This window comes from Actinoplanes sp. NPDC026619 (assembly GCF_040638295.1).
GTDB lineage: Bacteria > Actinomycetota > Actinomycetes > Mycobacteriales > Micromonosporaceae > Actinoplanes.
This window is the reverse complement of sequence record NZ_JBEZYA010000010.1, coordinates 262,976-274,428: the sequence shown is the minus strand read 5'-3', so window position 1 is coordinate 274,428 and position 11,453 is coordinate 262,976. Positions and strand designations below refer to the sequence as shown.

At 71.0% G+C, this 11,453-nt stretch carries 6 protein-coding genes; all 6 read left to right on the top strand.

The window, feature by feature from the left end; all coding sequences use genetic code 11:
* Positions 1-50 precede the first annotated feature (50 nt).
* The 6 genes from AB0E90_RS23270 (at position 51) to AB0E90_RS23245 (ending at position 11,418) form a co-directional block, all read left to right on the top strand.
* Positions 51-767: a DUF2238 domain-containing protein gene (locus AB0E90_RS23270; RefSeq protein ID WP_360409164.1), complete on the top strand. Its 717-nt coding sequence runs from the start codon at positions 51-53 to the stop codon at positions 765-767.
* Between the two features lie 35 nt (positions 768-802).
* Positions 803-2,410 carry a methyl-accepting chemotaxis protein gene (locus AB0E90_RS23265; protein ID WP_360409161.1) on the top strand — a complete coding sequence of 536 codons (1,608 nt, stop codon included), beginning with the start codon at positions 803-805 and terminating at the stop codon, positions 2,408-2,410.
* 36 nt (positions 2,411-2,446) lie between these two features.
* Positions 2,447-3,442, top strand: coding sequence for a dihydroxyacetone kinase subunit DhaK (dhaK, locus tag AB0E90_RS23260; protein WP_360409158.1), 996 nt, complete (start codon positions 2,447-2,449; stop codon positions 3,440-3,442).
* A complete protein-coding gene (gene dhaL, locus AB0E90_RS23255; protein WP_360409155.1) occupies positions 3,394-4,074 on the top strand; it encodes a dihydroxyacetone kinase subunit DhaL in 681 nt (226 codons plus the stop codon). Before dhaK ends, dhaL begins: the two co-directional genes overlap by 49 nt.
* 8 nt (positions 4,075-4,082) lie before the next feature.
* On the top strand, positions 4,083-6,497 hold the full coding sequence (gene ptsP, locus AB0E90_RS23250) for a phosphoenolpyruvate--protein phosphotransferase (protein WP_360409152.1): 2,415 nt from the start codon (positions 4,083-4,085) through the stop codon (positions 6,495-6,497).
* A gap of 211 nt (positions 6,498-6,708) precedes the next feature.
* The gene (locus AB0E90_RS23245; protein ID WP_360409149.1) at positions 6,709-11,418 is read left to right on the top strand and encodes an ExeM/NucH family extracellular endonuclease; all 4,710 of its coding nucleotides are present in this window, start codon (positions 6,709-6,711) and stop codon (positions 11,416-11,418) included.
* Positions 11,419-11,453: the final 35 nt, after the last annotated feature.

Sequence of the window (11,453 nt, the reverse complement as noted above, 5' to 3'; positions counted from 1 at the left end):
GTGCCGGGAGTGAGACCGGGGCGGTGGCCGGCGCTGGTTGACTCGCGGCCATGACCGGGGGACTGGCGCAACTGGATGTGGAAACGGAACGGCCGGGTCTGTCGCCGGCGCAACTGTGGAGTCTCGGGGGGTTCCTGCTGCTGCTCGCCGTCACCTGGTGGCGGCCGATCTATCCGGCTGAGCAAGCCCTGCACCATTCGCTCACGGTTCTGGGCCTGGCCGGGTTGTATCTCGTGAATCGGTCGCGGCCACTCCCGTACACCTCGTTTCTGCTGATCTTGATCTTTCTTGCTCTTCATTCGGTGGCGGCGCGGTGGATCTATTCGTTCGTGCCCTACGACGACTGGACCGAGGCCGTTTTCCGGGTGCGTCTCGACGACGTTCTCGGGTGGCGGCGCAACAACTTCGACCGGCTCGTGCACCTCAGTTACGGGTTGTGCTTCGGTCCGGTGCTCTTCCGTGCGCTGCGTGAATGGCGCGGCCTGCGTGAGCGGACGGCTGCCCTGGTGGCGGTCGAGATCGTGCTGTCCACCAGCGCGCTTTACGAACTGTTCGAATGGGCGATCGCGATGACGCTCGCCCCAGGTGACGCCGAGGCCTACAACGGCCAGCAGGGCGATATGTGGGACGCGCACAAGGACATGTCGATCGCGACCCTGGGCGCGGTTGCGGGCGTGGCCATCGTGTGGTGGATCGTCGTAAGGGAACGGGGAAAGGCGGAGAAACACCCCTCAGATCGGTCCGGTGGTTGCCGAACAGGTGCATGAAGGTTGTCGACTGCAACGATATGCGGGGGCTGGTCGTGACGGCAGAGGAAGCGGCTCGTGGGCGCCGCAGTTTCCAAGACCTGCCGGTTCTTCCCAAGATCATTGCGGGAGCAGTGCTCACCCTGCTCGTGGCGGTGGTGGTTGCGGTGGTCGCGCTGGTGAAGCTCAACGACACCGCCACCCAGGTGCAGGAGATGTACGAGATCCAGGTCAAACCGCTGATCGTGCTGGGGCAGGCGGACCGGGCGATGATGCAGCTGCGGGTCGATGTGCTGCGTCATGGCATCAGCATCACTGCGGCGAACAAGGCGGAGGCCGCGCAGCGGATCGACGACGACGACAACAAGCTCGCCGCGCTGATCGCGGCCTACCGGACGACAGCCGCCGACCCGTCGGTGGTCGACAAGTTCACCACGGACTGGGTCGCAGCCACCGCGGTTCGCGTGAAGCTGCTGGCCTTGTCGAACGCCGGCCGGACCGAAGACTTCGAGACGTTGCGCAACAACACGTACACGCCACTCGTGCAGACGGCGGCCGCCGATTTGGATGAGGCCTACAGCGCCGAGGCCGGGCAGTCGGCACAACGTGCGACCGATGCCCGCGACAGCTACCGGAGCGCGCGGCTGACCGTCATCATCATGCTGCTCGTGGGCGGCCTGCTGGCGCTCGGACTGGCGGTACTCGTGGCCAAGGCGATCCGTCGCTCGGTGCAGTCGGTATCCCGGGTCGCGAGGGCCCTGGCCGGCGGCGATCTCACGGTCCGCTCGGGGGTGCGCTCCGCCGACGAGCTCGGCCTGATGGCCCGCGACCTCGACTCCGCCATGGGCAGCCTGCGCAACACGGTCGAGGAGCTGGAGCAGAACGCGGTCACCCTGGCCGGTTCGAGCGAGGAGCTCGCCGCCACGTCGAGCCAGATCGCCGAGGCGGCCGAGCGCACCAACGCCCAGGTCAACGTGGTGTCGGCGAGCGCCGGTCAGGTCGGGGCGAACATCGCCACGGTGGCGGCCAGCTCCGAGGAGATGGGCGCGGCGATCAACGAGATCGCCAGCAACGCCGGCGAGGCCGCCCGGGTCGCCGCCGACGCGGTCGCGCTCGCCGAGTCGACCAACCAGACGGTCAGCAAGCTGGGCGTCTCGTCCGCCGAGATCGGCAACGTGATCAAGGTGATCACCCAGATCGCCGAGCAGACCAACCTGCTGGCGCTCAACGCCACGATCGAGGCGGCCCGGGCCGGCGAGCAGGGCAAGGGGTTCGCGGTCGTCGCCAGCGAGGTCAAGGACCTGGCCCAGGAGACCGGGCGGGCCACCGAGGACATCAGCAACCGGGTGCAGGCCATCCAGACCGACACGGCCGGCGCGGTCAGCGCGATCGCCGAGATCCAGGCGGTCATCGGGCAGATCAACGAATTCCAGACCACCATCGCGTCGGCCGTGGAGGAGCAAACGGCCACCACCAACGAGATGGTACGCAACGTCAGCGCCGCCGCCGCCGGTGCGGCCGAGATCTCCGAGTCGGTCAGCGACGTCTCCGGCGCCACCCAGAACACCGCGGCCGCGGTCACCGAGGCGCAGACCACTACGGCCGAACTTGCCCGAATGAGCAACGATCTGCAGCGCATCGTCAGCCAGTTCCGGGTGACGTAGCTTGGTCATAGGCCATCTCAAGGAGGAGGGGCGCCGATGAACAAGCTCATCAACGATCCTGCGAACGTGGTCGCCGACGCGCTGCGTGGCGTCGCGGCCGCCCACCCGGAGCTGCGCGTCGATCACGAGCAGCGGGTCGTCTACCGCGGTGACGCGCCGGTGCGCGGCAAGGTCGGCCTGATCTCCGGCGGCGGGTCCGGGCACGAGCCGCTGCACGCCGGGTTCGTCGGGCCGGGCATGCTCGACGCGGCCTGCGCCGGCGAGATCTTCACCTCGCCGGTGCCCGACCAGATGGTGGCGGCCACCAAGGGCGTCGACGGCGGCGCCGGGGTGCTGCACATCGTCAAGAACTACACCGGCGACGTGATGAACTTCGAGATGGCAGCCGAGATCGTCGCCGCCGACACCGGCACCGAGGTGATCGCGGTGGTCACCAACGACGACGTGGCGGTCGAGGACAGTCTCTACACGGCCGGTCGCCGCGGGGTCGGCGTCACCGTGCTGGTCGAGAAGATCGCCGGCGCCGCCGCCGAGGAGGGCCGGTCGCTGGCCGACGTCGCCGCGGTCGCGCGCAAGGTCAATGACAACGGGCGCAGCATGGGGCTCGCGCTCACCTCCTGCACGGTCCCGGCGGCCGGCAAACCCACGTTCGACCTGCCGGCCGGCGAGATGGAGGTCGGCATCGGCATCCATGGCGAGCCGGGCCGCCGCCGGGTGCCGATCGCGAGCGCCGCGGAGATCGCCGAGATGCTGGTGACCCCGGTGCTGGCCGATCTCGATTTCACCGGCGGCGTCATCGCCTTCGTGAACGGCATGGGCGCCACCCCGCTCATCGAGCTCTACGTGCTCTACTCCGAGGTCGCGACGATCCTCGAGAAGTCGGGCGTGCGCGTCGCCCGGTCGCTCGTCGGGCCGTACATCACCAGCCTCGACATGGCCGGCGCCTCGATCACCCTGGTCAAGGCCGACGACGAGATCCTGCGATGGTGGGACGCCCCGGTGCGTACGCCCGCGCTGCGCTGGGGAATCTGACCGGGATGGCCGACACCGGCGCTCTGTATGCCTGGATCCGCGAGTTCGCCCGCCTCATCGAGGAACACAAGGATCTGCTCACCGAGCTGGACTCCGCGATCGGCGACGCCGACCACGGATCCAACCTCCATCGAGGCATGACCGCGGTGGTCGCGGCGCTGGAGAAGGAGCCGCCGGAAACCCCGGCCGACCTGTTCAAGCGGACCGGGATGACGCTGGTGTCCACCGTGGGCGGCGCGAGCGGCCCGCTCTACGGCACCGCGTTCCTGCGCATGTCGGCCGCCGCCGGCGCCGGCGAGACCCTGGACGGCGCCGACCTGGCCAAGGTGCTGCGGGCCGCCCTGGAGGGCGTGGTCGCGCGGGGAAAGGCGCAGGCCGGCGACAAGACGATGTACGACGCGCTGGCCCCGGCCGTGCTGAGTCTCGAGGAGTCGGCCGCCGCCGGGCAGCCGCTCGCCGAGGCTCTCGACGCCGCGGTCCGGGCCGCCGAGCAGGGCCGGGAATCGACCATCGCGATGGTCGCGCGCAAGGGCCGGGCCAGCTACCTGGGCGAGCGCAGCGCCGGCCACCAGGACCCGGGCGCCACGTCGGTCACACTCCTGCTGGTGGCGGCTTCGGCGGCCCTGTCCTGAGCGCCGCCATGGTCGGACTCGTCGTGGTCAGCCACAGCCGGGCCCTCGCCCGCTCGGCGGTGGCGCTGGCCGCCGAGATGGCCGCCGACGCCCGCATCGAGATTGCCGCGGGGCTCGACGAGGAGACCTTCGGCACCGACGCGACGGCCATCATGGACGCGCTGGCCGAGGCCGACGACGGGGCCGGCGTGGTGGTGCTGATGGACCTGGGCAGCGCGGTCCTCTCCGCCGAACTGGCCCTGGAGATGGTGGACGACGAGCTGCGCGCGCGGGTGGTGCTCAGCCCGGCGCCGCTGGTCGAGGGCCTGGTCGCCGCGGCGGTGTCGGCGGCGGGCGGGGCCGGGCGCGACGAGGTCGCCCAGGAGGCCTCGGGCGGCCTGCTGGGCAAACAGTCCCAGCTCGAGCCCCCTTCGGCGCCGGCGCCGGCTACCGGGGTGGGCGACGCCATGGCGACCGTGACCGTCACCAATCCGCACGGCCTGCACGCGCGGCCGGCCGCCCGCCTGGTCACCGAGGCCCGCCGGCTCGATGCCGGGCTGGAGGTCCGCAACCGCACCACCGGCTCGGCCTGGGTGCCGGCCACCAGCCTGTCCCGGGTGGCGACGCTCGGAGCGGTGCGCGGGCACGAGATCGACGTGCGAGCGACCGGGCCACGCGCCCGGCAGGCGGTCGACGAGATCGTGGCGGTGGCCGCCCGCAGCTTCGACGAGACCCCACCCGAGGCCGCCGAGCTCGCCCGGGCCGGCGCCGAGGTCGCCGACGGCGTGCGGCTGGGGCAGGCCGCCTCGGCCGGGATCGGCCTCGGGCCGGCCTGGCGGCGGTCGCGAACGACCCCCGACGTGCCGGACGAGCCGTCGAAGGGCGCCGACATCGAGTGGCGGCGGGTCGAGGACGCGGTCGCCGCGGTCCGGCAGGCGATCGACAAGATCTGGGAGGGCACCCCCGAGGCGAGCATCTTCGACGCGCATCTGCTGCTGCTCGACGACGCCGACCTGCTGGAGGACGTGCGGCAGCGGATCGACCGGGGCGACGCGGCGCCGCAGGCGTTCCAGGGCGCGGCCCGCCGGGTCGCCGCCGAGTTCGACACCCTCGACGACCCCTATCTTCGCGGGCGCGGCGACGACGTGCACGCGGTCGGCGACCAGGTGCTGCGGGCCATGCTGGGGATCGCCGGCGCGGAGGCGTCCGGCGACGGCGTCCTGGTCGCGGCCGACCTCACCCCGGCCGAGGCGGCCACGCTCGATCCGGTGCGGGTGACCGGCGTGCTCCTCGCGTTCGGCAGCCCGACCTCGCACGGCGCGATCCTGGCCCGCACCCGCGGCATCCCGATGGTGGTGGGCGCCGGCCCGGCCGTGCTCAGTGTCCCGGCCGGCGCGACCGTCGCCCTCGACGGCGGCACCGGCGAGTTCGCGGTCAACCCGCCGGAGACGGTGCTCGCGGCCTTCACGCAGCGGGCGGCCGAGCGGTCGTCCCGGTCGGGCCGGGCCGCCACCCGCGCCCACGACCCGGCGGTGACCGCGGACGGGGTGTCCATCGAGGTCGCCGCGAACATCGGCTCGGTCGCCGACGCGCGGGCCGCCGCCGAGCACGGCGCCGACCTGGCCGGCCTGGTCCGCACCGAGTTCCTCTTCCTCGACCGGGACGCCGCGCCGGACGCCGATGAGCAGTTCGACACCTACCGGCAGATCGCCGAGGCGCTCGGCGGCCGGCGGATCACGCTGCGCACCCTCGACGTCGGCGGGGACAAACCGCTGCGGTACGCGCCGGCCGCGCACGAGCAGAACCCGTTCCTCGGCGTCCGCGGCATCCGGCACTCGCTCGCCCACCCGCAGTTGTTCGCCGAGCAGCTGCGCGCGATCGCCCGGGTGGCCCGGCAAGCGCCGGTCAGCGTCATGTTCCCGATGGTCAGCACGGTCGCCGAGGTCATCGCCGCGCGGCGGATGCTGGACGACGCGATCGCCGCCGCCGGTCCGCCGCGGGACCTGCGGGTCGGCATCATGATCGAGGTGCCGGCCGTCGCGCTGCGGGCCGCGGCCTTCACGCCGTACGTCGACTTCGTCAGCGTGGGCACCAACGACCTGACGCAGTACACCCTGGCCGCGGAGCGCGGCAACGCCGCGGTGCCGGCCGACGGCCTCGACCCGGCGGTGCTGCGCCTCATCGGCCTGATCGGCGCGGAGTCGGGCGTGCCGGTCGCGGTCTGCGGCGAGCTCGCGGCGGACGAGGCGGCGGTGCCGTTGCTGGCGGCCCTCGGCGTACGGGAACTGAGTGTTGCGCCGCCGTCCGTGCCGCTGGTGAAGGACGCCGTCCGGGCCGCCCGCCTTGATCTTGCCGGTCCGCTCGCGGAGCGTGCGCTCGGCCTGACCGGCGCCGCCGATGTCCGCGCCCTATTGAGTGACGGAAACGTCCAATCCGGACGCTGATACAAAGCGAACAATAAGGTTCGTGAAAAACGTCATATGACCTGGTCGATATGGTCAATTCTGTCGTGGGGCGCCCCCACTCCCGTTACCTCCGCGAAAATCTCCCGTCATCGGGTGTAATTACTCTCCTGCGGGATCGACAACCTTCGGAGGAAACTTTTAAATGCGCCTATATAGACGCGCTTTGGGCGCGGCCCGGCCGGTAGGGGTCGTGGCCGTGGTCACGGCGCTGGGCCTGGGCCTGGCCGGTCACGCCTTCGCGGCCGAGGACACGCCGTTCATCAGCGAGATTCACTACGACAACGCCGGCACCGACAGCGGTGAGGCGATCGAGGTTCAGGCCCCGGTGGGCTTCGACCTGTCCGGGTGGAAGATCGCTCTGTACAACGGCGACAGCGCCAGCGGCGCTTCGTACAACACCGTGACGCTTGCCGGCGCTGTTCCGGCCGCCGGTGTGGTCGTGCAGAACTACGCGGCCAACGGCATCCAGAACGGGGCGCCGGACGGCGTCGCGCTGGTGAAACCGGACAACTCGGTTGCCGAGTTCCTCAGTTACGAGGGCACCTTCACCGCCGCGAGCGGCCCGGCCGCCGGCACGGCCAGCACCGACATCGGCGTGCTCGAGTCGGGCAGCGACCCGGTCGGTTACTCGCTGCAGAAGATCGACGGCGCCTGGAAGGCCCCCGCGCAGAACACGTTCGGCGCGCTCAACTCGGCCTCCACTCCGGAGGAGCCGGGCGATCCCGACCCGGTCGGCTGCACCACGGCCGTGACCAACACGATCGCCGAGGTGCAGGGCACCGGCGCGGCGACCACGCTGGCCGGCTCGGTGGTGACCGCCGAGGGCATCGTCACCGCCGACCACCGCACCGGCGGCTTCAACGGCATCTACGTGCAGACCGCGGGCACCGGCGGCAGCCGCCCGGTCGCCGCGGGCACCGCCTCCGACGGCATCTTCGTCTACGTCGGATCGGGCACGAACCAGCCGTCGGTCGCCATCGGTGACCGGGTGCGTCTCACCGGCACGGTGAGCGAGTACAACGGCCTGACCGAGATCAGCCTCGCCGCCAAGACCGACCTGCAGGTGTGCGCGAACAACGCCGCGCTGCCCGCCCCGGTCCCGCTGGCCCTGCCGCTCGCCGCCGACGCGCGCGAGTCGGTCGAGGGCATGCTGGTCGCCCCGGCCGGCGCCTACACGGTGTCCGACACGTACTACGCCAACCTCTACGGCGAGATCGTGCTGGCCGCCGCGGAGAAGCCGAACCGCGTCCCGACCGACGTCGCCCGCCCGGGCACGCCGGAGGCCGCGGCGGTCAAGACGGCGAACGCGAACGCGCGGGTGCTGCTCGACGACGCGAAGACGACGAACCTGTCGACGGCCGGCATCGCCCCGCCGTACCTGAGCGCCGCCGACCCGGTCCGCACCGGCGACACGGTCGAGAAGTTCGGCCCGGTGGTGGTCAGCTACGAGTACAACGACTGGATGTTCGAGCCGACCACGCCGGTCTCCTTCGACACGCCGGCGGCGTCGCGCACCACGTTCACGGCCACCAACCCGCGCACCGCGCACCCGGCGGCCGTGGGCGGCGACATCAAGGTCGCCAGCTTCAACGTGCTCAACTACTTCGTCCACTTCGGTGGCGACGCCCGGGGCGCCGTCGACGCGGCCGCCGCGGCCAAGCAGCAGGCGAAGATCGTCTCGGCGATCACCGCGCTGAACGCCGACGTGGTCGCGCTCATGGAGATCGAGAACTCGGTCAAGTTCGAGCCCGACGACCCGCAGATGGCGCTCAAGACCCTGGTCGGCGCGCTGAACGCGGTCGACGGGGCAGGCACCTGGGACTACGTGCGGTCGCCGGCCGAGCTGCCGGGCGCGGACGCGCAGGACGTGATCACCACGGCGATCATCTTCAAGCCGGCGTCGGTGACTCCGAAGGGCGCCTCGCGCTCGATCAACGACGAGACGGTGTGGTCGAACGCCCGCGAGCCGATCGCGCAGACCTTCACCGCCGGCACGATCGACTTCACGGTCGTCGCCAACCACCTCAAGTCCAAGAGCGCCTCGGTCGCGCCGACCGGCGACAACGTCGACGCCGGGGACGGGCAGGGCCCGTACAACGGCGACCGCAAGCGGCAGGCGGCCTCCCTGGCGGCCTTCGTCGCATCGCTGAAGACGCCCAACGCCATCCTGCTCGGTGACTTCAACTCGTACACCGAGGAAGACCCGATGCAGGTGCTGTACGACGCGGGCTATGAGGACGTGCACACCACGCACGCCCCCGGCAAGTCGTCGTACGTCTTCGGCGGCGAGTCCGGCTCCCTCGACCACGCGCTGGTCACGCCGTCGCTCGCGACCCGGGTCACCGGCGTGGACATCTGGAACATCAACTCGGTCGAGTCGTACGCGTTCCAGTACGACGGCTTCGCGCCGTTCTACGCGCCGAACCCGTACCGGGCCAGCGACCACGACCCGGTCGTCATCGGCCTGAAGACCGGCCTGACCGGCCCGGTCGACCTGCAGCTGCTGTCCATCAACGACTTCCACGGCCGCCTCGAGGCGCCGTCCGCGGGAGTCGGCGGCGCCGCTCAGCTGGTCGGGCTGGTCAACCAGCTCCGGGCGGCCAACCCGAACACCGCGTGGGTCTCGGCCGGTGACAACATCGGCGCGTCCACGTTCATCTCGGCGATCGACTCGGACAACCCGACGATCGACGCGCTGAACGCCGGTGGCCTCAATGTCTCCGCGATCGGCAACCACGAGTTCGACAAGGGTCTCGCCGACCTGACCGGCCGGGTCGACGCCCGGGCCAACTTCCCGTACCTCGCGGCCAACGTCTACAAGGACGGCCAGCGGGTGCTGCCCGGCTACTCGGTGCAGACCGTGGGCGGCGTCAAGGTCGGCTACATCGGTGTGGTCACCGAGCAGACCGGCTCGCTGGTCAGCCCGGACGGCATCAAGGGCGTCGAGTTCCGCGACCCGGTGGCCGAGGCCAACACGCTCGCCAACCAGCTCAGTGACGGCGACGCGAGCAACGGCGAGGCCGACGTGGTCGTGCTGCTCGCCCACGAGGGTGCGGCCACCGAGAACATCACCTCGGCGGCGGCGCTGCAGGCCGACCCGGTCTTCGGACCGTTCACCCGGGTCAACGCCAACATCGACGCGATCATCAGCGGGCACACCCACCAGCCGTACGCGTTCGAGATCCCGGTTCCCGGGACCGACCGCACCCGCCCGGTCCTGCAGGCCGAGGACTACGGCGTCAAGCTGGGCAAGGCTGTGCTGACCTACGACCCGGCCACCAAGTCGGTGACCAGCTCCAGCGCTGAGCTGCTGCCGGTGACCGGAGCGCCGTCCGACGCGACGGTGGCCGACATCGTGGCGAAGGCCAAGGCGAACGCCGACGTGCTCGGCAAGCAGAAGCTCGGCAGCATCACCGCCGACATCAAGCGCGCCGTCACCAGCGCCGGGGCCGAGGACCGCGGGTCCGAGTCGGTGCTCGGCAACTTCATCGCCGACGTCCAGCTCGACCAGACCAAGGCCGCCGGCCGCGGCGGCGCGCAGATCGCCTTCATGAACCCGGGCGGCCTGCGAGCGGACCTGCTTTACAAGACCGACGGCACGATCACGTACGCCGACGCGTTCGCGGTCCAGCCGTTCGCCAACGACATGGTCACCCAGACGCTCACCGGCGCCCAGATCAAGCAGGTGCTCGAGGAGCAGTGGCAGCCGGACGGGGCTTCCCGGCCGGTGCTGCACCTGGGCTCGTCGAAGGGGCTCACCTACGCCTACGACGTGTCGCAGCCGCGGGGCTCGCGGATCATCGCGTCCACCCTGAAGCTGAACGGCGCCGTGCTCGACCCGGCCGGCACCTACCGGGTCACGTCGAACTCGTTCCTCGCCGCGGGTGGCGACAACTTCCTCACCCTCGGCAAGGGCACCGCCAAGATCACCACCGGCGACAACGACCTGACCATGCTGAGCAACTACCTGGCCGCCAACTCCCCGGTCACCGCGGACCCGGTGTTCCGCTCCGCTCCGGGCAAGGCCGACAGCACCGCCCCGACCGGCACCTTCACGGTCGCCCCCACCTCGGTGTGGGCCGGTCAGAAGGTGACGATCACGGTGACTGCCACCGACGACGTCACGCCGGCGGCCTCGATCACGAAGGCGGTCAACTGGGGCGACGGGACCACCGACGCGCTCACCGAGCACGTCTACACCACGGCCGGCACGTTCACCCCGACCGTGACCCTCACCGACCTGGCCGGCAACAGCGGCCCGGCGACGGGTTCGGCCACGGTGACGGTCACCGCCCAGCCCGGGTCGTACAAGCTCGACAAGACGTCGATCTGGGTGACCCAGTCGGTCACCCTGACGGTCAGCGGCATCAGCAAGGGCACCGTCGACTGGGGTGACGGATCCACCGCCACCGTGACCAACGGCCGCTTCACCCACACGTACACCAAGGCCGGCTCGTTCGCGGTCAAGGTGACGCCGTCCAACGCCAACGGGGCCGGCTCGCCGGTCACCGCCGGCACCGTGACGGTCAAGGCCGACACGGTCGCACCGGTCGTCTCGCTCGACGTCCCGCGCTTCCCGGAGTCGGCGGCGTCGTGGTGGGTGCTCACCGGCAAGGTCTCCGACGAGGGCCTCGGCGGCGAGAAGGTCAAGCTCAAGCTGATCGAGCAGAAGTCCGGCACCTGGTACTACTACGCCGGCGGCCGCTGGACCAAGGCCACGTCCAAGGCGCAGGCCCAGGACAAGGCGCAGGAGGTCGGCAACCTGCTCGATCTGTGGGGCAGCTGGCTGACCATCGTGGTCGGCGTCGACAAGGGCAACCTCGAGGTCACCTACTGGGCGCAGGACAAGGCGGGCAACGAGTCCACGCCGAAGACCTACACCCAGAAGATCACCAAATAGATTGCGTACGCGCGGCCCTCGCCCGGTTCTGCCGG

Excerpts from the sequence above, each read along its gene's own strand:
- ptsP (WP_360409152.1), top strand. The coding sequence starts at position 4,083 with ATGGTCGGACTCGTCGTGGTCAGCCACAGCCGGGCCCTCGCCCGCTCG.
- AB0E90_RS23270 (WP_360409164.1), top strand. The coding sequence starts at position 51 with ATGACCGGGGGACTGGCGCAACTGGATGTGGAAACGGAACGGCCGGGT.
- dhaK (WP_360409158.1), top strand. The coding sequence starts at position 2,447 with ATGAACAAGCTCATCAACGATCCTGCGAACGTGGTCGCCGACGCGCTG.
- dhaL (WP_360409155.1), top strand. The coding sequence starts at position 3,394 with ATGGTGGGACGCCCCGGTGCGTACGCCCGCGCTGCGCTGGGGAATCTG.